This is a genomic window from Halorhabdus rudnickae (genome assembly GCF_900880625.1).
Lineage (GTDB): Archaea > Halobacteriota > Halobacteria > Halobacteriales > Haloarculaceae > Halorhabdus > Halorhabdus rudnickae.
Genome location: NZ_CAAHFB010000005.1, coordinates 47,002 through 71,719, shown reverse-complemented (window position 1 = coordinate 71,719; position 24,718 = coordinate 47,002). Strand labels below are relative to the sequence as shown.

The following is a 24,718-nucleotide window of genomic DNA, read 5'->3' as shown; positions in this document are numbered from 1 at the left end:
CCATTCTATGATACGTTGTATTTAAGATAGATTGTCGGATATCTTGGTTTATGGGTATTGCCACCGCTTCGACGTCTGATCTCTACTCGGAGTACGACATAAACAAGACATATGATGATCCAAACAGCTACTCTCGCGGAAAGTCCTACTACGGTAAGGGGAAGTACCCATCCGATTGGTCGAGGCGTCAAGACGCAGTTTGGGAACGGCAGAATTACCGATGTGGCCGGTGTCAGCGGTACAAAGGAGATACTACCGGCCCGTCGGAAGTCCACCATCTACACCATCTCTCAGACGGTGGGTCAAACGAACTGTCGAATCTTGTCGGACTCTGTGCGGATTGCCATGCTCTGATGCACCCAGATATTCCAGATACATCTGGGCGCTATGAGAACGCTCCCATGTACCCATCTGACGACGGGGACTCTCGAGTGGCAGTGATACGGAAGGCTGGTATAACATATCGAGAGGCAGTAGATATTGGACTTCTGGAAGAGCTGAGTAGCCCTAGCACAAACAAGTATGCTGTAAATGAGGCAACCGCTAATACTAGTTCTAGGTACGCGAGGAATGCTGAAGATCGTCTTTATTACTACTTGAAGGGGAATGGATACGTCCCTCGAAGCAACCCCTTCCACGAGCTTGAGGTTGACGTCAAATTATCCGGCGTGAAAGGATTAGTCCGGCGCTGGTCACCAGAGGTTTCTGTTGAATCTAATGCTGAACTGATAGAGGAAGACCCGGACAAAGATCCGGGTTCTGATGAACTGGAGTCAGACCGGGATGAAGACCTGGTCTCCGGTGATTACCTTTTCACACCCGATGCTAGCTACGCAGATGTAACAATCACTGAAGGCGACGGACAAACTACTACGGAGTCGGTCAGATTCTCGGGGAGATCGTCTCAAAGAGAGGTTTCGGAGACAGTCGCTCCGCCCCCACTAAGGAGAGATGCACCTTCGTATGTGATTGATACGATCATCTACCTCGCTACACGGGGACTCGTTCCCGGTGCTATCCTCACATACGCCGCTCCGCAATACCTTCCAACTTCGCAGTGGTGGACAACGTTGCCAGCCTATATCCTTCTGACTGGACTGTTGTGGCTCATGCTACGGGCCACCTTCCGGCTGTGGCCCTCCTCGTGACGCTACAACAGCTGAATCAACACGGTGAGTGAGGGTCCCTGGAGGGCGAGGTTAACGACCGTCGGCTGAATTTACCAGTCGAATTACCCATCAGACCGGCGTTCTCGGGCCTGCTTCTTACACCGAGTGCATTTCGATGCGAACCCTTTCGGGAATGTCGGAATATCCTTCGGCACTAACTTGCTCTTCCGGGAGATTGAGGTTCCACAAAGCTTCTCTGGATCGTCCCGAGAAGAGCCCTCAGCGGGAAAATGTAGGTCTGAAGAACCGCGGGCACCTTCTGTTCTATCCGCCGCTTGGACTGTGATCCAGAAGGGGAGATGATTTCGATACTCATCCTCATCGAGGGCTGGAAGGGTGGCGTAGAAGCCTTCGGGAACCGTGTCCCCTTCAGGAATCTCAGGTGGGGACTGCCCACCATCGGTAGAGGCCATAGACAGAATCGCTCGTAGCCGTATATAAAGGAGCGCGCACAGTCCGAGGGGAAATGTGATAGGGATTTAGAATATACAAGCAATTGATGAACGATACGACCCATCCACCAAGCTGGTTGGATCTGAACGAAGACGAAAAAGTCGTTCAACAGGATCGTCCATCGATCATCCCGTACCTGTTTCAGTGTGTGGTCGGGATCGTAGTCGCCCTATTTGGGCTGTTGATGCTGGCAGGTATGAACCTATTAGGATTCCCTGGACCGTTCCCTCGAGGGCTAACTGGAGGTCTCCTAGTTCTCCTTGGTGTTCTCAACTTAGGAGCTCAACTTCTGGACTGGTATTCGAGCGAATACGTGGTGACGACAGACGAGATATACGAAAAGAAGGGGATCATCTCGGGACGGTTCGCGGTTTACCCGCTCACCTATTCGAGTGTTCAAATCGACGATATCGCCAATACAAGTGTTGAGAAAGGGTATTTCGGGCAATTCTTTAACTATGGGGACGTTTCAGTAGTTCCCTCGAGCGGGACGTATCTCTTTCTCAATGACGTATGGGATCCTGATCATTTCACAGAAACCATCAGGAAGGCCGCAGACGGCTATAGCGACGCCGATTGAACGTTCAGCGCCTTACGGATTGGATTCGTGCCGCAGCTGAATCTGGATGTTGTCGATAGACATGGAGATGAGCCTGTCATAGAATCTGTCTCATAGCTTCTCACAACCCGGTTCGTTTCCTCGCTCATAGTTGGTGATTGCAACGATAACCCGGAGACAGAGCGCAACGAACACTTCTGTTCGTGCGTGGACGCGGCCTCGGGCGCGAACGTGCCCGAGGCCGCAGTCCTTGACTGCGTCGTTGGTTCGTTCGACGCCTGTCCGGTTGTTGTACGTCTCGTCCAAGATGGATTGTTTCAGCTGCACGTCCTCGCTGTGTTCCTCGATGCGGTCTTCGACCCTGTACTCGATGTCTTTCGGGTCGTCAGTGTTTCGCGGATTGTACGGAGCGATTGGCACGACCCCTGCAGCCAGCAGGTAGTCGTGCCAATCGAGGAGATCGTAAGCGCTGTCTCCAAGCATCCAGATGGGTGTGTCGACGGCGAGCGCGTCACGCGTGACGCGCATCGCCGTCTCCTGATCCGCTTGCTTGGTTTGGGTGAACTCCGCTGCTATCGGGATCTTTGCGCCAGTCGAGACAATCGTACAGCCGAAGCCGTAGTAGTACTCTTCGGCTGTTGGATCGTAGTTCCACGAGGCGGCGTCGTTGTGTTGGATCGCCTCGACGTGTGTCGAATCGATGGAGTACGTGGAGTCGAGCAGGCCGCGGGCAGCGGCCTGCTCGACGAGCCTGTCGAAAATATCGTCGATAACGTGTTCGAGATCGGTGAGAAAGCGATCAATCGTGTCTCTAGATGGCGGTTTGTCGAGCCCGCAGTAGTACCAGACGAGGCCGTGCTGGAGTTCTCGTGTAACTGGACGTGTCCCGTAAACATCCTCGTAGTAGCAGTGGAGAAAGCCGCGAAAGAGGTCTGGTGGTTTGTGAACTCGTGTTCGCCCCCGTTTCGAGGGGGCGAACACGTCGTACTCCAACAGAAATTCGAACTCAAGATGTTCGAACAGTGGTACCGTCTCAGTAGCCGCGACATTCAAGAAGTCGTCTACCGAAGCTACATCTTGCAGGGTTGCGCTGGTGTTGGACACACTTTCCGCACCCTGCTGCTTCGTACGTGACCCTTTCTATGACAGGCTCATGGAGATGGTTAGACGATCGCCAAGACGTCGGATATTAGTTTCGGCTGGCCGGGTCTCGGAAGCCTGGAGTGTCGCATCCTGAGGGGATTCCCCTTGGACGTACAAGTAGGCCTGTCCTCCGGCTTGAATCCGTGGAAGGCGTGTCGAATATGTCGTGGAATAGCCCCGCCGAACCTCAACCTGAGTCGATTGAGGTATATCTCCACCGGCACGGTTCTTGATCCGAAGGACCGTGCCCTCTTCTGAGGTGTCCACGGTATCGACGACTATCTCGGGAATATGATCCATGCTCTCAGGGAGTAGAACATCAACCGAGCCATATTCGTCTAGATTGTACTCGGCGAGGGGGGCATCTCTTCCTGGGACAGTGATCCTCGAGGTGAGAATTAATCCATCGCGGGTAACGTGAAGGGTCGATTCAAGTTTCGTTTGGGACCCATCGAGACTCGCATTCGTCTCACCGCGGAGTCTGATGACTTCCCTATCCTGGTACGTTCCCTCGCCGACCTTGCTGTAGTTGAACAGTTGGTGGGTCTGATTTAGATAAGTCTGCGTGACGTAGCGCCCTGCCCCCTGAGGATACTGCGAGGTCAGACCCCCCTGCGTCCGTAGATATTCGGGTGGACCATCGCCGGCTGGAGATGTGTAGACTTGGACGTAACTGCCGTTCTTGAAGAATTCCATCCTAGATCGAGTACCGTTCTGGAAGTCTTTCCTCAGTCGGAGAAGATACTGATCGGTATCGGGCTCATTCGCCAATTCCAGGTAAGCTACCTCCGACCGGAGTGTGAGATCGACGATCTCGGTATAGTCCGATCGGATCTCGAAGTTGGTGCGATACGAGGAGTCGTTCAGGTGGGAAAAGTGGGAGTGAACCAACTGAGAGGCGTTGGTAACACCTGAATCGGATACGCCAGGCCCCGTTGGCGAAGTTGTCGTAGATGAGGTCCCGGTGGGTGTGCTTGATGACGAATCAGTTGGTTCTGGAGTCGGGGTTCCCGTGGCCGTACTCTGATCAGTAGGTCCAGATGGAGTCCCCGCACCAGTGAGCTCTCCACACCCAGCCACCGTAACGAGGGCCACAACGGCGAGGACGGCTACGATCTTCCGGTTCATGGCAGTCTAAATCCTCCTTGCTCGTTTTGTAGTGATTGTGACTTCGTGTCAGTTGTCTCGCTCCTCGATCAATTGAGTGATGGTTTCCCCCCGAGGTGACGTGATCGTCACCCGATACCGAACCGCCCCACCGGCATCCAGGTGTTCCTTTTCGATTGTCGTCTCATCTGGATCGGGAAGCTGAAGCCACGCCTGCGCTTTGAGTTCCCGAACCCGTTCAGTCACCTCGAACGGGGGAATGGAAGCAGATGGTGGAGCCTGTCTCTCGAAATCACTAGGAGGACCAGGGTGCTCATAGTCCTCCAGATGGCCTCGCTTGAGCTCCTTCCACTTCCGTTGCCCCTGATGCCACCGGTGAATCCGGGATCCTGCCTTCTCTTCGAACGTCTGAAAGTCGCAGTGTTCGGCCACCGAGAAGGCCAAATCCACATGGTCTCGCTCGTCAAGACTCTCGAGAAAAGCCTGGACAGCCTTCATCTCAGCGTGGAACTCTTCCGTCTTCCGTCGTTGTTTCTCCACCTCTTCCGGCCCTGGTACAGCTGCCCTCTGCTGCTCGTTTCGAATATTCTCAGCGACGTCATCCGTGGCTCGCTGATTTCCGTTTGGTGTATGTCCTTGCATGAACCTCACCTCGTATTACCACGTTGAATTGGTTTACACTTTAAGCTTACGGGTTAAAACAGTATACTCCGATTTAAACTTCGATAGGATCAAACCCATGACGAGATATGAGTAGCGACAAAATGGAACGAGATGGGGCCGTCTGGGGAAAAGTGACAGAAAAAGGCCGTATTGGGGCAGGGATTCTCATACTCACGGCGGCTGTACTCCTTATATTCAGTGCCACCTCACCCGCTATCGCCGCTCCTGACACCGAAGTCACAGCCGCTACGTCAGCACCGGCTACGACCGTTCTCGACGGAGAAGGGCCGCCTGCTCAGGGCGGTCTAGAAGACTATCAGACGTCAGCGAACTCGACAACAGTCCACATCGTCTACTTTTACTCCCCTAACTGTCCCCACTGCGAAGATACTGAGGAATTCTTCGCGGCGATGAACGAAACTCACGATCTCCAGATCAGGGAATACCGCGTCCAACTGAATTCGGAAGCTTTCAGAGAGTATCTTGAGGAATACGATGTCCCTGAACAGCTATGGGGTGGCACACCCACTGTCTTCATCGACGACGGATACGCAGTTGGCACCGAGCAAGTGAAATCTCTGGTAAACCAGACGATTGCTGAAGGTGGGACAGACACGTTCCCCACTCTATCAGGATCGCAATCACTTGGTGGGCGATCGCTTTCACTTGGCCTGATCTCTACGCTAGCCACCTTGGCTGCCGGCGACGCTGTCAACCCCTGTGCGCTCGCTGTCCTGTTGATCCTGTTGACCACCGTCCTCACCCGTCATCCAGACAATCAGCGGCGTGTACTCGCCAGCGGCCTGGCGTTTTCTCTTTCTGTGATGCTCACGTACTTCGTGATGGGATATCTCCTTATCAGCGGGCTCAAGACCGTCGCATCGATCTCTGCGATCGATCTCTCCTTCATTCGCTACGCCTTCGGAGGATTGGCTGTTGTCTTTGGCGTATTGAACGTCTACGACTGGATCTCGAGCGGGAGCTCACTCACACCCGAAGTTCCCGAGTCCTGGAAGCCGACGATGCAGCGGTATTTGACCGAACCACTCTGGGAACGACGGAGCGTCATCACCGGCTCAGTGATCGCTGGAATTCTCGTGAGTCTGTTCCTACTACCCTGCACTAGTGGGCCGTATCTCGTCGCTGGTGGCCTGCTTGCATCCGTCCCCTGGATCCAGGCCATCCCGGCCCTGATTTTCTACAACTTGCTATTCATCCTCCCGATGGTGGGGATCACGGTCGCCGTCTCGAGTGGCTTCGCAGCTGTCGAAGATATCTCGTCGTGGCGAGAGGAGAACATTCACCGTCTGAATCTCATCGCCGGCATCATCCTAGTGGTTCTCGGCGCTCTGATCGTCTTTGGTGTTCTCTGATCCAGCGGTACCAAAATCAACCGCTCAACAGCACTGATTTGGAATCAAACCGACGGCAAAAGCAGACTACAGCCGGAGTTCTTCTGGAAGGTCTTCTCGATCAATCGGTACAATTTCGCCCTCACGGACTTGCTGGGCGAAGTCCGTGGACGAAATGGATACCACCTCGTCCGGTTCGTGCTCGTTTCGAACGAGAACAGCGTCCGTCACAAGGTCCTCGATGGCCATCAGGGTGGATACCGTGGAAGACGAGTCCCGCTTTTCTTTCCATGCCCGGTTCTCCGCCTTGGCGACGTTGACTGTGCTACCGTCCGGAAGTGTGTATTCAGTTTTAACCATCGTAGCGCCTCCTACCTACTACCACGTTAGATCGAGTATAACTTAAAACTTACGGGTTAGATTAGAATGCGCGGGAAGTTACCGTTAGAGGTGTATCAGCGTGCTATCCGTAGGTCGAATCCAGCCCTACCCGACCTGCTCTGCCTGGAAATACCTTTGCGGGGCCCCGCTACAGAAGTTCAATTGTCAGCGGTCTTGGATCCCGCTTCTAATGGAACTGTCCGAGACTTATAGTAGTCCCATGTCTGATCGCCTATTTCTACGCCGTTCTGGTCGTCTACCTCGATATCTTCAAACGAAAGGGTGTTTTTCCACCACTTTACATATCCTTCCTGGACACCTGCCTCAATAGACCGAGGTACGCGAAGCTCTCCTGATGTCACCTCGGGCCATCCGTACCTAAACTGGGTGACTGTGCCAGTTGATGAGATAACCAGGAACTCAGATATCTCCCCTTCTCCACCTGTCACAGTAGGACCCATTGCTTCATCTGAGAATACCTGCCCAGTTTCAGGAATCCGGACCTCAGTGATCGATTCTTTTTGAGCGAACTCATTCAATTCAGAAGGTTCGAGCGGCCGAATCGGGAGGGATTCCGCAGCTTCACCCCACACTTCCGCTGATTCGAATTCACTCATTGTCTCGCTGTTGTACTACAGGATTACCTGAAATTCCCCTTCGGACCCCGTCAGTCAGCAATTCTTGACCCATACCAGTCCATTGTGGGTGGACGATATAAATTATTCATACCCCAATGCCTGTTTCGCGATCTTGAGTTGATACACTCGTCCGTCCCAACCCTCGATATCCATATCTTCTCACTCTCGGAAGGCAAGGAACGACCAGAAAGGGGTGGCCAGACGGGGCCTCAGATGGTCGGACAGTGGCGTTCTTTCCTGTGCCTCTGACGTCAACTCGGCGGCGCTACGACGGTCCAGGTGACGTTTCCAGCCTGGCCCTCACCAGGCATCTAAGATTTTCCCGGCTCTCTATTTGAATGCGAGGGGGTCGGTCGAACACTTCGGAGGTCAGAATCTAGGCAGCTACCTCGAGGATAGGCTTCGATCTCTGAGCTACTTTGCCTCGTAGACGGTGACCCAGTTCCCACAATTAGGGCAGATCGTCGATCGCTGAATTTCACCCTCATGAATCGGGTCAGACTTGATCTCTTCGTCACATTCCGGACACGTGAAGGTCTCTAAGGCTGTATTTTTACTCATAGGCCAAGTTCGGTGTGGGGTCGGCGAGTATCCACCTGTCCCGCAGGGACGACCATCTCTGTTGCTCCAATCGAGATCGACCCGATTTCTCCTGCATCCGTTGTATGATTCATCTGTGTTCGTACTTGAAAATCGGTGCCGTTCGATATGATCACTGTATCGCCGTGGGTAGCAGTCCAATACGTTTCGACGCCAGTCGATTCGAGACGCTGCATTACCTCTCTCGAGGGAGAGCCATGCTCGCCGTTCTGACCGCTAGAAATGATCGTGGCTGAAGGGGCGACCATCTCGAAGAACAGATCAGTCGAGCTCGTAGACTCTCCATGATTGCCGACCTGGTACACGTCGGCGTTTATCTGATCGGGGTACTGGTTGGCCATTCGTCGTTCTGCCTGCCGTCCTGCATCACTCGTGATCAGGTACGTGAAGTCGTCGTAGTGGATGGAGAGGGCCACACTATTCGTCTCTGGTCCATTGCTGTCAGTGCCGGTCCTGGGCGGGTTGATTACTGCAACCCGTGTTTCGGCGCCGAAAGGTAGCTGGTAACCTGAAGCAACGTTGTATCGGGCAAGATCGTGTTCCCTGAGGGCGCTGGTGTATTCAGTGTACGTTTCGGAGCTCGTGGAAACACCTGATCCATATGCTTGACCGATGCCGTCATGATTTGTTTCGAAGTGGTGAATCACCGCAGCGTGGCCGCCGATATGGCTGGGATCCGGGTTTGTCGCCACGAGATGATCGATACGACTGACGTTAACCTCCTCTAAGTAGCTGATAACCTCAGATCCGTTTGCCTCTCGGGGACCTGAGTCGATCAACATCGTCTCTCCATTCGGTGCTATCACCAATGTCGACGACCCGTCACCCACATCGATATGATGGATCTGAAGATCTTCGAGTGCTTTGGGAGTGGAGCCAGAATTCTGATCCCCCGACAGTGAGACATTAATGTCCGGGCCAGACATGATATCCTCGAAGGACTTCTCTTCTGTATACGTCCCCGGAACATACTGACCACACCCAGATAGAGTGATTAGAATCGCGACCCCCACCGCAAGGATCACACGCCACTGCCTCCGATGTAGACCTGGACCACCCATCATATGCCTACGTTGCATATCATCGAGTAAAAGTGATCGTCTCTCTGACCTCGAGGGTCCGAGGTGTCAGTGATTGGGTTCTCCAGATGAGTCGTCCTCGACAGGGAGATATGAGGGGCGGGGACGACTGTCCACAGGGCTGAAACCCGTTCGCTTCCTGGCCCGGCCTCGTTCGGCGAGATCATCTAGGAGAGATCTCACACTCCGTTCCGTTCGGCACTCAGGATCGAATTCCGCGACCACAGTCGCATGATATCCAGCGTTTCCTGGATCGGGGTCTGTAGATGGGTCCTCAGCTGCCCGTTTGAGGGCACGTTCTATTGTAATTAGTCGGCGCTCCAAGTCATGTTGCTCTTCTTCTGTGTTGCTACTGGACATGGTGGTCAGAGACGGGATGCTATTCTGTCTTTTTAACGACGAAGGCATCCATTGCGAGAAGCTGAGTAGAAAGATCAGCCTCGACGTCGTCGTCCATCTGGTCAGCCGTGTAGTAGTGGACTTGCCTGACCGCCTCACGTAGACCAGGATCTTCCGGAAGGGCACTCAACGGATCCTCCCCCCAGAACGAAGAGGGGACCACGTAGACGACCTGGTCCTGATGCGCTACTGGTTCCATCGTGCTCTGTTCCTCGAGGAGTTCCGATTTCTGCTCTGCGACCTCTTGAGTCGCCTCAAGGGCATCGACCAGATCGTCTACGGTGACACTCCTCTCGGAGACTGCGTCGACGATGTGTTCTGTCTGGAAGATTTCCATGCCTGCGGGTGCGATGGTATCTTCCTGGGACTCTTCGCTCTCCGTAGATTCCTCCGACCTGTCCGTACCAGATTCGGCTTCACTACCCTCCTCGAATTCGCGACGCATGGCTTCCCATTCGGACTCGAAGGCCACAGCATACAATCGAATCCGGTCTGGCATTGCTTGGGGCCAGAAAATTAGCGAATCAGTTCCATCGTATTTCTCAAGCGGGACAGAAAACTTGGATTCCAATAGCCTCCGTGCGATAGACTCGGGAATATTGATGTGAGCGGCAGTCTCTTGGCCGGAAATGGTCCGAACATTGGGGGTCGAAGAGGTGTCTTCGTCTTCGTCGACGTAGTAGAGATCCAAGACGGGGATACCATGCGGGTCAGTCGTCGCGAGGAACTGGACTTTGTCCCCAGGATCGACTGGTGAGACTCGCAGCGGGCGGGTGATATTCACGTTGAATTGCGGATATCCTTCGGACCGAGATACCGATAACTGATTGAACCGGCGCCGTTTGTGACTACCAGGGTACGGCGGATGGTACATTTCGGAATCGACATCCTCACGAGCCTGCTCCGAAGAGTAACCATCCTCGATGCGTTCCTCTACTTCCCGGAGAGACTCCCACTGTTCAGGCGGTAGCGAGTATAAGAGAGTGTAACCGCATTCCCGACAATACCAATCACCGTGGATGTTGAAGAGGCGAGATTCGGCCTCACCACAAACGACACACTCTTCTTCATCTGTGGAAGCAGGATCAGACTCAGACATTGACTCTACCAAAGGTTGTGAACTATGCATGGGTAACTCCTTTTCTTGACTCGTCGACTGGTTGGGTTTCTGAACGACCACCTGACCACCATCGGCAAGGGGAGTACCTCGAGATGACGTCTGGGACGAAACCAAGATCCTGTTCGAGTCGAGGTCCTCCATCTCCTCTACCGGAGACCGGATGACAGGATCCGCAAACTTCTGGCCTTCGAGCTCGGTCGAGTGGTTTCCATCCTTTTCTTCCTCCCCCTCGGTCGGTCCCTTTTCGCGCTCCTCGATCATCGCCTCGATATCGCGGCGAGACTCCCGAATGGTGTTCGGAGTTGAATTGGAAACCTCCGCGAGTTCGCGCTGAGTCAGCCGATTGGACACCACATAGGCCGCGCTGGCAGCGAACGAAAACGGATTGCGGCCCTGTGAAACCGTTTTTTCCCGCGCCTCTTTGACGAGCGAGAGCACCTCCTTCCGCTCGTCAGCGGTCAACTCGGTGTCGATCTCAGAGAATACTCGGGGAACGAACTCCACCGGGTCCGGAGGGGCTGCCCCAAGGCCGATCTCGCGAGCCATCTTCAGGTAGGCGGTCCGAACGTCGCTGAGACTTTCCGTCGTCTGCTTAGCGACCTCTTCCTGTGTTCGGGGGACATCCATTACACGACACGCCGCGTAGAGAGATGCCGCAGCGTACTGTTCGATAGAACCTCCAATCAGGAGATCGTCCTCATGAGCCTGGGTGAACAGTTCACAGGCGCGATCGCGAACACTCTTGGGGAGATCGATGGTCGAGACGAGACGTCGGATCTCCATGAAGCCAGCAATCCGGTTCTGGCCTCGTTTTTGATCCGTCTGGGCCTGCTTGTGCCAGCGTTTGTAGCGCTTGAAGCGTCGCTTCTTGCTCGACGAAAGCGTCGAGCCCGTACCGTCAGTGGAGGTATCGAACGTCGTCGAGAGCCCCTTGTCGTGCCTGGCGACAGTCATCGGCGCACCGACGCGTTTCTTCTGTTCCGTGTTGGCCTCATCGTCGAACGATCGCCAGTCAGGCCCACGGCGAATCCGTTGATCACCGACAACTAGCCCGCACGCTTCGCAGACGAGCTCGTTCTCAGATTCGCGGAGGTCGCCGCCGCACTCCGGACACCCCGAGCCGTCCATCGAATTGCCCCGATACGCTTCAGTCGGAGCTCCGGAAACCGACGGGCCGCTCAACCCGTCGGCGCTGTTAGGCGCACCATCCGACCGTCCGTAGAGGGACCCCACGCCCTCGTTCTGGCCATCAGTCGACATGTGTATGCGTCGGAACGTCTTATACTTAATTCTTACGGGTTAAATTAGGTTGTGGGGGGGAACGCTGTCTAAGGACAGTCCGAAGCTCACATGAAGAAGGGGCAGCCCGGCAGGGGTAGGAATCTAAGATTACGATTTCCGGTAGTCAGTGTCACCAAGCGCGTTCTCATCGAGTACGTAAGGACCAGACAAGGCTCCGGTTAGCAGGATGAACACCCAAAACACGACGCCGATGTTGAGCTATGCCAAGCTGGAAGCAAACCGAATCGCCTTCACTGTCAGATCCAGGAGAAACGGGCAATTGCCCTCAACTCGTCACGGATCCGCCGGAACAACGACGGGCTGGGATCGGTCTACGACTTCGAAATAGTTCGCCAGCCCGAGTTCAGATACGAGCAGATCGGCCTCTTTGTTGTGAGCCATTTTGGCCGCTGCGACGTGATCCTCCGGCAGATCAAGGTGTCGGGCAATTTCGTCCCAGGTACCACTCGTGGGGAAGAACACAGACCGGCCATCTCCAGTAATCGACGGGTCCTGCTCGCGATCGTCGAAGAACGCTTCATCGAGAGTGGCGATTTCTTCGAGAGTCTCCCAGAGCTCGTCCAATTCGATGGAGCGACTGTCGGCGACCATCTGCACGACGTCTTCACCCAGTCCAACTTCATAGACTGAGCGAGCGCTATCGGTTTCCATCGTCGGAAACCCTTCTTCAGAGGGGTTCCAGCCGCCTTCCTCTCCGTCAGGGTTCCGATCTTCGACGGGAAGGAGACGGCCATCTTCGTCGAGAATCCCACTGGCGAATCCAAGCGGATCGACCTCGACCGCAGACAGGGACCCTTCTTCATCTGGATACGGCTCAAGCCAGAAGACCAAGGGGTCGAACATCGGATCGTACTCGGACGGGTTGATGCCCAGGAGGGAGAGGACTGAAGACGGGAGATTGACACGAGAGTCAGTCATGACGGTATTCGCGTCATCAGGCCATTCACCGTCTTCCTTCTCGGCCTCAATGAGGACTATCGACCCGATTTCCTCATCGAAGTCATAGACGACCTTGTCCTTGTGCTCGAGTCCGGCCTGCTCAGCTACCTTACCCAGATTTAGGTATACCGTCCGATCCTCCTTCTGTAGCTTCCGAAGATTGTTCTGGGTGTTCTCGAGCTTCAGGCGAGCGCCAGGTTCCTCACTTGCAGATTCAGTAGTATCGGTCACAGTCATATTTTGTTCCTCCATGTGTTGAGTGTGTTCTTGCCTTCACTTGAACGTGGAGTGATGGTATAAAAAGTCTTTCGGTAGTGGTTGGGTTGGAGATCGCTAGACCAGACGGTCCCCACTAGCAGCTGTCACCTGAATCAATCACATGTGATATTTTGTTCCGGGAACAAGAACGGAGATGTATGGCTTCCCGGACAGTGAGAGTGGGGACGGGGGTGGGGGTTGTTGTATATGTGCTTCTTGTCAGCCTCTTTTTAACTCAGTCCAATATGGATCCGGTAGCCGTGGTACTTTGGATGGTTCCGATCGTTTTTGGCACCACGTACTCTCTTGGATTCCTGTATGAAGTGGGGAAGAGCGCCCGATCTGGTGTCAAGCAGATCATTGAAGAAGAAGAGTCAATGGGTGATGCTCTCGAACGGATAGTGATCATCGTGATCGGCCTGACGATGATGTTGATGGCCGGCGGGCTAATTGTTCTCGGGAGGTCGTTCACTGAGTACACCGCTGGAGTCCTTCTCATTGGGGGGACCCTGTTAGTATCTGGCTGGATTTTGAAGGGAGTTATGGCGACACGTCCCCTGAATGACGAAGAGATCTCAATGTGCGGAGACGGTTTCGTATCAGATATAAAATATCGGGTCGTTACGGGACAATACGGTCAAAAGCCGAATGGGCTCTCTGCCGGCGTTCTACCCTCCGATAGCTCTGTTCTCCTCACGGAAGAAGCATTCAAAGTTTTTGGTCGCGTCGCAAAGCGATCTAGAGTTTGCCTCTGGTGCTCTCAATTGAGAGGTCACAGCTCATTGCTGTTTTGGTCGATCGCTGGAGCAGTTCGTCAAGGAACGACTGGTAGTACTCTGGATCGGCGTACTTCACCAGCCGAAGCTGGAGTATCGCCTCTAATCCCTCCGTTGTCCAGCGCATCCACTGGTTCTTGCAGCGCTTGCTGACTTCTCCCATCAGCCGTTCGACGGGGTTCGAGGTCCACGGCACCTCGAACCCCTCGACAGCCTGCTCGGCAAACGTCACAATCGACGGCAGCCACCGCCGTAGATACCCCGCAGCCTTCTCTGACCCGTACTGATCCAACTGCCACGCTGTCTTCTCGATACGCTCGGTCGTTCGCGCGATCCGCTCGCGGATCGCCGCGAACTCCTCGTCTGAACGGTGCTTGGCGACCGAATTTTTCAGATGGAACACCTCATCGATCACCTCCGAGACGATCTCGTTCCGTCGATCCAAGGAGAACACGCCATCGTCCCAGAGGTTGTAGTCCAGCGTTCGGCCGACGTGGACAAGATCGAGTTGGTGATCGCTGTATTCGTCGGTAAAGGCCGTAACGATGCCGTCATCAGCGTCACTGACGACTGTCGCGTCGTCAGTGACTGCGTCGATCTCATTGAGGTCAGCTGCTGTCTCGTCCCAATCAGCGTTCACCGAAAGATCCAGCAAGGAGCGTGACTCCTCTGCAGTATCTTCGCCGAGCGTGGCTTGGACGGAGTGGTACGAACGGTCGTCGTCTTGACTGTGACACTTCGTGCCGTCAGGAATAACCGCATCAGCGTCTGTATCAGCGACACAGTCGGGAAGGAACTGCTTGAGCTTACTGCCGTACTTTCTCGCGCGGCGGTTGATAGTGGTCGGCGACGGCATCTCCGAGAGGATGCCGTCGCCGTGGTCAGCAGCATCACGATAGCTGAGCGAGGTAGCGAGATCGACACTCTTGGCGGCTATGTCCTGCTGATAGCGGTTTTGCCCGTCGAAGCTGAGAACATCTTCAACGGGCCGGAAGTAGCTGGCTTCGTCGTGGTCAGCGTCGGTATCCTCGACGTAGTGGAGAGAAAACTCGTGCTCACCGGCGGTTGTGACAGCTGTGCGAGTATCGGTTCCAGCTCGTTGGAATCGCTGATCACCATTGCCGTGAGCGTGTTTCTCGCCACAGAGCGCCTCGACGCGGCTCGCGTCGAGGCTCTCGACCAGTCCTTCGAGAAGAACTGACTCGACGTTCTGGTCAGTGATGAACTCAGCCAGCGCGGCCAGCGGTATCGTTTTGTCGTCGTCGATGCTAACAGTCAACCGCACGTCGATTGTGGCGTGCATGGGTCACCTCTCAGGTTGGACACCAGAGGCGACCCGTTCCTCACGGGAGCCAGTTGCTACTGAACTCTAGAGGACTTTGCGACACGACCAAAAACTTGTGAGACGTGCAGCGACACCGTCTGTACTGAGCACGCCGCCGAGTGCGCGCACTGCGACGGGTGGCACTGTACGGATCACACGGTTGTCTGCGACATCTGTAATGACACAATCGGCTCAGATCACGCCACCGAATGTACTGACTGCGGCGACATTGTCTGTCCAGCCCACGTCGAGACTTGCGTAGACTGCGGCGACCAATTCTGCACCAATCACGCCACTACGTGTGTAGACTGCGGCGAGCAGTTCTGCTACGACGATCTCACGAACTGCGCAGACTGCCACAACTGGACGTGTGACGACCACAGTACCATGTGCAGCGAATGCGGCGAGCAACACTGCTCGTCACACTCAACGACCTGTGCCGAGTGCGGAGACACTCGCTGCGTCACACATGCAACCGAGTGCCCGCACTGCGGGGACGACTACTGTCCATTCCATCTCGACGTCTGCGATCACTGCGACGACCCATTATGCTCGACCCACCGGAACGACTGTACCGCCTGCGACACAACGGTCTGCCCCGACCACGCTCGCGACTGTCCACACTGCGGGGAAACATTCTGTGTTGACGATATCGTTGAATGCGAACACTGTGAACAACCGTGCTGTGACACAGACGCCCAGACTTGTGACACCTGTGGCAGCGCGGTCTGCCCATCACATGCGAGCCAATGTAGCGACTGCGGCTCCGTCACCTGTCCGGATGACATCACGAACTGCACTATCTGTGACGCCACTGGGTATTGCCCCGACCATATCGTGCAGTGCCACGACTGCGGGGACGCCTTCTGTGCTGACCATTTCCTCGATTGCACCGGCTGCGATGACCTTGTCTGTGAAGCAGACGCAGTTCATTGTACTGACTGTGACCAGCCGTTCGCTGCCAGCCATACCCAGGCGTGTACAGCCTGCGGCGAACCAGTCTGTGAATCCGACCAAATCACCTGTTCCGCATGTGGCGAACCCCGGTGTAGCGAACACGCAGTCCCCTGTGCAGAAGACGGCGAGCTGTTCTGCGAGCGCCACCTGGATTACTGTGCACACTGCGCTAGCAAAACGGAGGAACCGTCAGCACAGCTGTGCACGGACCACCTCAACACGTGTGTCGTCGGCGACGAGCAGCTTTGTGACGAACACACCACTACTGCCCCAATCAGCCAGCAACCCATCTGTGACGTGCACGCCGAGACTTGCGAACTTTGTGAACAGCGATACGCGCCGACCTCATTAGAGGACGGCCGTTGCGAGACGTGCATCTCGATCGGAGAGACGACTCACTCCATTCCGGACGAGCTCGTAGACGAGTTCCGATCGGTTCGCGGCGCAGCGAACCGCGCGTATCTCATCGTATACGGGAAACACCTGCTCAAAGCTAACCAGATAGTCGTCGTCGATCGAGCGACTAACGAGGTTGTACATCGGCGAAATGTCGGCGTCATCGATCGACTCCGTGGGGTGTTCACATGAGTCAACAGCAACATCCTCAGTGGTATCAACCAGGATCGATCACCGAGTCCATTCGACGCGCAATCGAAGACAAGGCGATTACAACTGAACAAATCGTCGATGTCTTTGCAACGCACGAACTCGACGCGCCCCGTGACCGGATCACGACCCTCGTCGAGAATGCTCGCGATCAACTCCCCGACAACATTGAGACAGCGTCGTCCCCAACCGACACGGGCCCGCGACGAACCTCGCCATCACGGATTGTGTCTACCGCAGACATAGCATATCTCAACGCTCATGATTTCGCTCGGATCCTTGGAGCCACTCTCTCCCGCTACGAGGGAAGCTTCCAGACACCAGAAACAGTTGACGACGTCGTCGTGGATCTCTTCTGGAACCGCCAGCACACGACCGTCGCAATCAAAACTGCACCCACCGACCCGGGGTCCACCCGCGGCAGTGACATCGTGCACACAGTCGCAGAGGGGAATACCACTCCGGCGACGGGCCGCGGTGCTTCGTCGACCGTGATCGTTTCCAACTCGTCGTTCACCGATGACGCCCACGAGGTAGCAGAGGCCCAAGAGATCACACTCATCGAGCAACCGACACTCGACCAGTGGTTTACTGACGTTCAACTCTCCCACGAAGTTCTCGGCACAATCGTTGAACAACATGACCTAACCCAGGAGGAATACGACGACATCCTCAACGACCTTCCACCACTCCCGTCTACCCTCCAGGAGATCGACCCACTGGATCGGCAGCCCCCGAATATCGAACCAGCAGCGAGCACACTGAACCGAGAATTTACCCACGAAACACCCTCCGAGACGACCGGGTCAAACACGTCTCGCGACGACCAACAATCGGAGTCCGACTCGGCGCCCGAAGACAGTACTGAATCAGTACTAGACACTGCCCCAGAAGAACACGGCAAGCATGGCGTTCTGTACGCGGACCCAGATGAAGACGGTGATGTCGACGCATTCGATCGCTTCGCAGCTAAACTCACGGAGGACTCAGAATGACACTTACATTCGAACAAACCCCAACAAAGGTACCGATCAGCGAGGACCAAGCCGTCTCAGTCGCACCGGGCCAACCGTGGCCGTCCGCGTACCGTGGTTCACAATACAGCCTCGTCAGCGACGACGACTTTGGCGACGACGTTGTTCTGAAATGGGAACAACGCGACCTTTCCATCCACGCGGATCCGCCCACTGACCTCTGGACCGCTATGAACACAGCCGGGAAAGAAGACGGCTACGGGAGTTTCCGCGTCACCGCCCAGGGAGAAGTCCTAACGAAAGTCAAAGCCGACAACTACGCGAACACCGATCAGGCCCCCGTTTCCACCGGCTGGATCCCGGCCTATCTTGGCAAACTCAACGGCACACTTGATTTCGGCTCCGTCGATACCGACCCAGACCCACCGGAAAACGGGATCGCAATCTGGCAGGGCTTCCCGTTCAAACACGGCGAACGGTGGGCAGTCAGCCACGATGATCAACTCATCTGGAAGTGGCGTGACTATCGATTCACCTCAATTTTCGACCACTCCGAACTCATAGCCGCGTACGACGAGTACCGCCCGAATCCCGGCCGGCTCTATGTCACTGAACACGGCCACATCTGGATTAACGTCCCACATAACGACGTCACACAAGCCAAAGGGAACGAAGTCCAACAAGCGATCTCCACCTGGAAACAACGCGCCGAAACCAACGACAATACAAGCACACTCCGCCTCGTCAACCGCCGACTCGTTGCTACAAGCCAATCAGACGACCCCGCAGACGGCCACCTCCCAATCCACCTCGGCCACCTCCGTGACTTCGACGATGGTCTCGTCCCCCGACCAGTCGTTGACGACGACGAATACTTTCTCGAAGTTGGCCAATACGAAGAAGTCTGGGAGTAGGCCTTACGAACGATTGTTGTACCATGAACAACGATCTTCTCACCCATTTCCACGCTTTCAAGCTATCTTTCAGACGACGTCATCAACAAATCCATTGAATTCGAAGACTCAAGCATCGAGCAATCCCTCGAGAAAGTCCGTACCCATTTGATGTGGTTTGGTCAAGGTCCAACAGACAACACAGTAGCCGATTCAGATACACTTCGCTCGCTGTTGTTTCCCCAGCCCATACTCGATGATATCTATCGTGGAACGGGGGGCCTCTGGCACCTCTGTGATGTCTTTCCATCGACGCAGCAATTGTTACTGATATGATATAATATCAGTCTCAGTGAATATATGTTTCTACGGCAATATCGAAGGAACCCGTGTTAATTGCTTCTCTCATTTCAGTGGAACTCCATTCACATCACATATCCATTCGTGATGGATTGGTCCATTCAGATCTTCTCGCCACCAGGGTGTCCGTTAGTGACGAGGACGACCCTTTTTGTTACGTCAGGCAGGACTCAGAGTATGCCAATTCAACGGGCCCGCTCTATCGACGATCTCTTCGAGGCGGTGGCGGGCTACGATCTCGTGTTGACGGTCGACGCGCCGCTCAGTCTCGCGCTCAATCGACGGTTAGACCACCCACGGCTCGGTCGGTTCGCGGCCACGCCACAGATGCTGGCGGCTGACGAATTTCGTCCACAGGATCAACGAGAGCTCTTTCTTGCGGTAATCGAGAAAGCGACCCTTCCCTGGAAGCAGGCCGCCCATCTGGTCGAACTGATCCTCGGTTGCTGGGAGGAGACAGGTGATCGACAGGCGATCCTCGAATTCGAACGCTATGATACACCGGCAACACGTAAAGTACTCGACGTCATCGAGTCTGTCGAGAGTGCGCATCGCGATCTTGAGGAGTACCGGATCGACGACGACCGTGAGGTCGCCGTCATCGGCGAATCCCAGTTCAGCGAGCTGGACCGGTCGATCCTGCCCGCCGAATACGACGTGATCGACCCGCTCACGAGCGAAGCGTTTGACCTGCCGCCGTTCCACAGCTTCGCGTCCCGGACGGCGATCGTCGAGGCGATCGTGGACAACGTGACCAGCGACAACGCCGAGGACGTGGCGATCGTCATGGACCGCGGCGGGCCGTTCCCCGCGCTGATCGAGTCGGCACTCGAAGCGCGAGATATCCCCTTCTACGGCGGGCCAGGCTTCGCCGACGACGAGGGACTGCGGACGTTCCTCGAATTGCTCAGGCTGGCCCACGCCGATTCGAGAGCGCGCGTCGGGGACGTGCGACCGATCGCTCGCGGACTCGGAATCGACCTCCCCGTCGACGACGAGGACAAACTCCTGGCTGAACTCGAGAGTGCGGCGGCCGAACCGATCCAGGCGTTCTGCGAGAATGTCGGCGAATGGACCTTCGGCGAAGCGCTCGCGGAATTCGAGGGGCTGTCGGACCGGTCGCTGGACGCCGTCCGTGACGAACTCGACGTGCTCGGGCTGGCGGACGAACCGGTCACGGACGACCGACTCGACGACCTCGCATTCTATCTGGGTGCGTTCGACGTGCCGATCGACCGCGAGGACAGCGGCGTGCTGCTCGCCGACGCGAACACCTCGACGTACGTCGACCGGCCCGCCGTCTTCTATCTCGGACTGGATGCCGACTGGACCCACCGGGTCATCGATCGGCCGTGGATCGACACCGAACGGAAAGACCGTGAACACCTCCGGCAGTTCCAGTTGCTCCTCCAGAACGGTCGCGAACAGTACTATCTCGTCCAGGCAACCAGCGCCGGCGAGTCGGTCCGGCCGTGTCTGTACTTCCACGACCTGCTGGACGACGACATCGAGACGTTCGACGACTTCGAGACCATCCCGCACACCTATCGGCGAGGGGATGGATCGACCGGTTTCGAGCACGACCCCGTCGCCGCAGCGCCCGAACCGATCGAGACGATCAGCCAGTCGAGTCTGTCGACGTTCGTCAACTGTCCGCGCGAGTACTTCTTCGACCAGCTCGTCGAACAACCCGATCGGGACTACTTCCGGAAAGGGAATTGCTTTCACGACTTCGCCGAGTTCTACGTCAATCATCCCGACGTGATTGCCGACGCGGATCGAGCGGAGCTCACCGATCTTTTTCTCGACGAACTCCGGCCATTCGTCGATCAGGTTGATCGTGACGTCCTCGAAACAGAATTTGCCGTGGGGCTCGAACTCATCCAGCGATTCATCGACGAGAATCCGCCGATCGAGCGTGACTACGCCGGGTACACGGCGCTCCCCTTCGAGAACGTGGTCGCCGAGCACTTCGACCGGCCCGTCGACTCGCCGATCACCGAACAGTGGTTCGAGAACCGCTCGCTCGGTGGGAAGGGCAAGGTCGATCTCGTCCACTCGCCGACGCAACTCCTCGATTACAAGAGCGGGTCGGCGAACTCCGCGTCACAGGTCGTGGATCGCTCGTCGATCGAGGAGATTCACGACAAACCGGACTTCCAGGCGCTCCTCTATCTTGCCCACCAACGACGGGTCCAGCCGGGCGAACCGATCGACTTTGTGTTCTATCACTTCCTGGATCTGGTCGACGACGCCATTACCGGGACCGCAGACATCGAGGACGCGCTCGTCCGCGTGACGTACTATCCCGAGACGTTCGACGAGTGGGCGGGTACGCAGACGGCGTTCGACGCACTCTGTGAGGGCGTCGCGGAGAGTAATGATCGACGGAAGACACTCGAAAAGCTGGGATACGACGCGTATGCCCGGTTTCTCAACGGGCACGCGTTTCCCGACGTCGAGGAGAAGGACGAACTCCTCGATACAGAGTTTGCGGACGCGTTCGTCAGGTACGCTCGCGACCGCGTCGGCGAGTACAAGTACGTCACGTCGGGGATCGAGAGCGCGCTCAAAACGCTGCTCGATCTCCGTGGCGAGAACTACTTCCATGACGACCTGGAGGCGTTCGAGTCGTTCCTCGACGAGCAGATCGATCTCATCAACGACTACCGCGAGTCGTCGTTCCCGGTCGGCGATCCCAACCTGGATCGCGTGACCCATCGCGACCTGCTGTTGACCGAGGAGGGCAGCGATGACTGAACCCACGCCGAACGCCCGGCAGCGCGAGCTGATCGAGGCGACCGAGGGGATTCACGTCGTCGACGCCGGCGCGGGGACGGGCAAGACGTTCGCCATCACGCGCCGGTATGCGAATCTGCTCCGGGAGGGCTACGAGCCCGAGGACGTACTGCTGGTCACGTTCACGAACAATGCCGCCACGGAGATGAAAGAACGCGTCGTCGCGCGGTGTGACTACTCGATGTCCGCACTCCGGGACGCCCCGATCAGCACGTTCCACAGCTTCTGTCACGACCTGCTGCTGGAATACGGGGCCGACGCGCCGTCGTATCTGGGCATCGACGATCAGATTACCGGTTCAACACAGCTGCTCGAGAACGAGGTCATCGAGGCCGACCGCTTCCGGACCTTCCTCTCGCAGTTCGTCGACACGCATCCCGAACACGAGGCCGTGTTCCGCGTGCTCAACGACCCGACATCCCTGCTCGAGCTGATCAGAGAACTCGCCGCAAAGGGTGTCTTCCCCACCGTGGACGGTTGGTATCGCGACGGCGAGGCTTATCTGGACGGGGATTTCGAGGCCTTTGAGGAGGTCTTCGCCGAGACGAACGCGCCGAACGAGGGTGTCAACGGAGCCACGCAATCGGACCTGCGGGACTCCCTAAGCGGCTTCGAGCGCGATCGCTGTTTCCTCCCGGACGCACCCAGCGAGGACGAGTTGCGAGACGGTTATCCCTCGATCGACGCGAAGTGGGCCGAGGAAGCGTTCGCGGAGGATCGCGAGGCACTGAAGGATTTCGTCCACGATGTCTACGTCGAGTACATCCAGTTCGCGCTCCGGCGGAACTACCTCACCTTCAGCTTCCTCCAGCTGTTCGCGTTCGTCCAATTGTGTGAGGATCACGCGCTCCGGGAGTCGATCGCCTTCGAGCAGGTGATGGTCGACGAGTTCCAGGACACCAGCGAGATCCAGTTCAAGCTGGCACTGCTGCTCGCCGGGACCGACAACCTCTGTGTCGTCGGGGACTGGAAACAGTCGATCTACGGCTTTCAGTACGCCTCAGTCGAGAACATTCGCTCGTTCGAACGTCGACTGCGGGCGTACAAACGCGAACTCAACGGCGAGCACGAACGCGTCGGCTTTCCCGTCGAAGAGGTGAACACGATCCCGCTTCGGCGGAACTACCGCTCGACACAGTCGATCCTGGACCTCTCGCGGCACGCGCTGACGGTGCCCGCGACAGGCAGCGAGTCGGTCGATCTGACTGTCGAGGATATTGACGGACTCGAGGCGGCGACTGATCGGGACCACTCGACGATCGAGGCGTTCGCGAGCGCGACCGAACACGAGGCGATCCTCGACCGGATCGAGACGATCGTCGGCAACGACGCCTACGCAGTGGGGGACGAGAACGGTGATCTTCGCCCGCCGAGCTACGACGACATCGCCGTCCTCACCCGGACGCGACGCTTCGGGCGGGAGTTGCAGACCACGGCCGACGAGTTCGACGTGCCAGTCGCCTACGAGGGCGGCGTGAAGCTTTTCGAGACCGATCAGGCGATCCTGTTGCTCGCGTGGCTCCGGATTCTCGCCGACGAACACTCGCGACGTGGCTGGGCGGTCGTCCTCGAGCGGGCAGGGTATACGCTCGCGGAGGTCGAGCAGATTCTCGACGAGCGAGCGTATCCCGACGCGATAGTCACATTCCGAGAGCGACTCGCGGCGATGGAGTCGATCGGGGCGATCGCCCGCCAGGTCTTCGAGCGCTACGGATTTGAGGACGCCTACGCGAGTTCGCTCGTCGCCCTCCTGCAGGACGTCTCGGACGGAACGACGCGGAATCTCGGCGGGATGATCCGCTTCATCGAGCGGAGTCTGGAGGCCGAGGCGACTCACGAGATCGACGACAACCCGGGCGGCGACTCGATCACCGTCCAGACGATCCACGCGGCCAAGGGGCTGGAACATCCGATCGTGATCGTCGCGAACGTCAACCGGTACAGCTTCCCGCCATCGGGTGGCGGCGACGACCGGATTCGCTACGAGGATCCGATCGGCCTGCGCCAGACGAAGATCTCCGCGACGGCACACGGCCGGCCGCACCTCTACGACAACTGGCGGTATCGCGTGCTCTCGGCGTGTCTGGGTCGTGACTACGACGAAGAGCGCCGTCTGCTCTACGTCGCGATGACGCGAGCCCAGGATCACCTGCTCTTTTCGGCGGGCGCGGAGCCGAGTCCACTGTTCGAGAACCTGCCGCTGGAACCGGAGTCTGTCGAGCCGGACCTCGAGGCGGCCGGGATCGACCGGACCGAACAGACGCGATTGCAGGTGTCGATCCCCGAGCCCGACGTGCCGGCGGGCCAGACGCCCCACGCCCTGATGGACGACCGCGTGTTCGAGGAGCGTGCGGACGGTCGCGGGATCGAGTTCGGGAATCAGGTTCACGAGTTTGCCGAGCGGTACGCTGCCGGTGAGGAGATCGAGCCCGCGAGTGATGACGAACGGCAGGTGCGAGAGTTTATCGATGGGCTGGAGGGGGAGTTGTATGTTGAAGAGGACGCGTATCTTCCGGTGTCGGTCGGCGATCAGCAGGTGACGATCTCCGGCGTGATCGACCTCCTCTGTGTTTCTGAGGAGCGTGTCGAGATCGTGGACTACAAGACTGATCTCACGCGGGACGCCCATGGGGAGTATCGCAAACAGCTAAGCGTCTATTATCACGTCGTCCGGCAGTTGTATCCCGATCGGACGGTCTCGGCGAGTCTGTTTTATACGTCACGAGGGGATCGCGTTGAGGTGGAGGCACTATCGACAGCGGAACTCTCGGCATTGATCGATGTCGAACGTGAATCTGCTACGACTGATGACATTGATGACTCGCGGATCAGATAGCTGACGCACCAACAATGACTGTCGCAAAACT

Annotated in this window: 19 protein-coding genes and 1 pseudogene; 7 read left to right on the top strand and 13 right to left on the bottom strand. The window is 56.6% G+C overall.

Going from position 1 to position 24,718, the window contains the following annotated elements:
- Positions 1–50: 50 nt before the first annotated feature.
- Together BN2694_RS13650 and BN2694_RS13645 are read left to right on the top strand one after the other, a co-directional pair.
- On the top strand, positions 51–1,148 hold the full coding sequence (locus BN2694_RS13650) for an HNH endonuclease (protein WP_135666542.1): 1,098 nt from the start codon (positions 51–53) through the stop codon (positions 1,146–1,148).
- Positions 1,149–1,668: 520 nt separating this feature from the next.
- Entirely contained in the window at positions 1,669–2,202 is a 534-nt protein-coding gene (locus BN2694_RS13645; RefSeq protein ID WP_135666540.1) for a PH domain-containing protein, read from the top strand.
- A gap of 90 nt (positions 2,203–2,292) precedes the next feature.
- Here the strand turns inward: BN2694_RS13645 and BN2694_RS13640 are convergent, their stop codons facing one another.
- From BN2694_RS13640 to BN2694_RS13630, 3 genes are read right to left on the bottom strand one after another with little or no spacing between them, the layout of a single operon-like run.
- On the bottom strand, positions 2,293–3,285 hold the full coding sequence (locus BN2694_RS13640; RefSeq protein WP_135666538.1) for a transposase: 993 nt from the start codon (positions 3,283–3,285) through the stop codon (positions 2,293–2,295).
- Between the two features lie 36 nt (positions 3,286–3,321).
- Positions 3,322–4,452, bottom strand: a complete 1,131-nt coding sequence (locus tag BN2694_RS13635; protein WP_135666536.1) for a hypothetical protein — start codon at positions 4,450–4,452, stop codon at positions 3,322–3,324.
- 48 nt (positions 4,453–4,500) lie between these two features.
- Entirely contained in the window at positions 4,501–5,073 is a 573-nt protein-coding gene (locus tag BN2694_RS13630) for a hypothetical protein (protein WP_135666534.1), read from the bottom strand.
- Positions 5,074–5,180: 107 nt separating this feature from the next.
- Between BN2694_RS13630 and BN2694_RS13625 the strand changes: the two genes are divergently transcribed.
- Complete coding sequence (locus BN2694_RS13625; protein WP_135666532.1) at positions 5,181–6,467, top strand: GAP family protein; 1,287 nt, start codon at positions 5,181–5,183, stop codon at positions 6,465–6,467.
- A 66-nt stretch (positions 6,468–6,533) separates the two neighbouring features.
- Here BN2694_RS13625 and BN2694_RS13620 read toward each other — a convergent pair whose 3' ends face one another.
- The 10 genes and pseudogenes from BN2694_RS13620 to BN2694_RS13590 form a co-directional block, all read right to left on the bottom strand.
- Positions 6,534–6,806, bottom strand: a complete 273-nt coding sequence (locus BN2694_RS13620; protein WP_135666530.1) for a hypothetical protein — start codon at positions 6,804–6,806, stop codon at positions 6,534–6,536.
- Positions 6,807–6,985: 179 nt separating this feature from the next.
- A complete protein-coding gene (locus BN2694_RS13615) occupies positions 6,986–7,444 on the bottom strand; it encodes a hypothetical protein (RefSeq protein WP_135666528.1) in 459 nt (152 codons plus the stop codon).
- Between the two features lie 435 nt (positions 7,445–7,879).
- A complete protein-coding gene (locus BN2694_RS17210; protein WP_167880044.1) occupies positions 7,880–8,026 on the bottom strand; it encodes a hypothetical protein in 147 nt (48 codons plus the stop codon).
- Positions 8,023–9,090, bottom strand: coding sequence for a ComEC/Rec2 family competence protein (locus tag BN2694_RS13610; RefSeq protein ID WP_167880043.1), 1,068 nt, complete (start codon positions 9,088–9,090; stop codon positions 8,023–8,025). The genes BN2694_RS17210 and BN2694_RS13610 overlap by 4 nt, the downstream gene beginning before the upstream one ends.
- A gap of 433 nt (positions 9,091–9,523) precedes the next feature.
- On the bottom strand, positions 9,524–11,209 hold the full coding sequence (locus tag BN2694_RS13605; RefSeq protein WP_244605464.1) for a transcription initiation factor IIB family protein: 1,686 nt from the start codon (positions 11,207–11,209) through the stop codon (positions 9,524–9,526).
- A gap of 3 nt (positions 11,210–11,212) precedes the next feature.
- A pseudogene (locus BN2694_RS18170) lies at positions 11,213–11,791 on the bottom strand (transcription initiation factor IIB); the annotation flags it as partial.
- A 447-nt stretch (positions 11,792–12,238) separates the two neighbouring features.
- Positions 12,239–13,156, bottom strand: coding sequence for a hypothetical protein (locus BN2694_RS13600; RefSeq protein WP_135666522.1), 918 nt, complete (start codon positions 13,154–13,156; stop codon positions 12,239–12,241).
- A gap of 744 nt (positions 13,157–13,900) precedes the next feature.
- Positions 13,901–15,241, bottom strand: coding sequence for an ISH6 family transposase (locus BN2694_RS13595; protein WP_135666520.1), 1,341 nt, complete (start codon positions 15,239–15,241; stop codon positions 13,901–13,903).
- A 213-nt stretch (positions 15,242–15,454) separates the two neighbouring features.
- Positions 15,455–15,622, bottom strand: a complete 168-nt coding sequence (locus BN2694_RS17205) for a hypothetical protein (RefSeq protein ID WP_167880042.1) — start codon at positions 15,620–15,622, stop codon at positions 15,455–15,457.
- 375 nt (positions 15,623–15,997) lie between these two features.
- On the bottom strand, positions 15,998–16,231 hold the full coding sequence (locus BN2694_RS13590; RefSeq protein WP_135666517.1) for a hypothetical protein: 234 nt from the start codon (positions 16,229–16,231) through the stop codon (positions 15,998–16,000).
- Between the two features lie 572 nt (positions 16,232–16,803).
- On the opposite strand from BN2694_RS13590, the gene BN2694_RS13585 reads away from it, so the two are divergent.
- From BN2694_RS13585 to BN2694_RS13570, 4 genes are all read left to right on the top strand, one after another.
- Positions 16,804–17,820, top strand: a complete 1,017-nt coding sequence (locus BN2694_RS13585; protein WP_135666515.1) for a restriction endonuclease — start codon at positions 16,804–16,806, stop codon at positions 17,818–17,820.
- Entirely contained in the window at positions 17,817–18,713 is an 897-nt protein-coding gene (locus BN2694_RS13580; RefSeq protein ID WP_135666513.1) for a hypothetical protein, read from the top strand. Before BN2694_RS13585 ends, BN2694_RS13580 begins: the two co-directional genes overlap by 4 nt.
- A gap of 516 nt (positions 18,714–19,229) precedes the next feature.
- Complete coding sequence (locus BN2694_RS13575) at positions 19,230–21,812, top strand: PD-(D/E)XK nuclease family protein (RefSeq protein ID WP_135666510.1); 2,583 nt, start codon at positions 19,230–19,232, stop codon at positions 21,810–21,812.
- Positions 21,805–24,687 (top strand): UvrD-helicase domain-containing protein, encoded by a 2,883-nt coding sequence (locus BN2694_RS13570; protein WP_135666508.1) that lies wholly within the window; start codon positions 21,805–21,807, stop codon positions 24,685–24,687. Before BN2694_RS13575 ends, BN2694_RS13570 begins: the two co-directional genes overlap by 8 nt.
- Positions 24,688–24,718: the final 31 nt, after the last annotated feature.